Source organism: Aurantimicrobium sp. (assembly GCF_036667855.1).
GTDB lineage: Bacteria > Actinomycetota > Actinomycetes > Actinomycetales > Microbacteriaceae > Aurantimicrobium.
In genome coordinates this window covers 1-534 of sequence record NZ_JAVWTF010000136.1, presented here as the reverse complement: position 1 = coordinate 534, position 534 = coordinate 1, and the positions used below count along the sequence as shown (strand labels likewise).

The following is a 534-nucleotide window of genomic DNA, read 5'->3' as shown; positions in this document are numbered from 1 at the left end:
CGCGAGCTGGGTTCAGAACGTCGTGAGACAGTTCGGTCCCTATCTGCCGTGGGCGTTGGATGATTGAAGGGAGTTGCTCCTAGTACGAGAGGACCGGAGTGAACGAACCTCTGGTGTTCGGGTTGTCACGCCAGTGGCACTGCCCGGTAGCTAAGTTCGGAATCGATAACCGCTGAAAGCATCTAAGCGGGAAGCGAGCCCTGAGATGAGTCATCCCTGACCCCTTGAGGGTCCTAAAGGGCCGTTGGAGACCACAACGTTGATAGGTGGGGTGTGTAAGCGCGGCGACGTGTTGAGCTAACCCATACTAATTACCCGTGAGGCTTAACCATACAACACCCAAGAAGTGTTCTGGGCCTTGTAGCAAGTGCATGAACTACTCAAATTCAGTGATAGCGACCAGGCAACAGCCAAGCAGTCGTTATTCACGTCAGCTTTCCGAGATTGAAGAATTTGCCTGGCGGCCATAGCGCCGTGGAACCACCTGATCCCATCCCGAACTCAGTAGTGAAACGCGGCATCGCCGATGGTAGT

General features: G+C 54.5%; 2 rRNA genes. Both read left to right on the top strand.

The features are described 5' to 3' along the window. Nucleotides 1-332: ribosomal RNA gene (locus RR877_RS10730) — 23S ribosomal RNA — on the top strand; the annotation flags it as partial. Nucleotides 333-456: 124 nt separating this feature from the next. Continuing rightward, a 5S ribosomal RNA gene (gene rrf, locus RR877_RS10725) occupies nt 457-534 on the top strand; the annotation flags it as partial.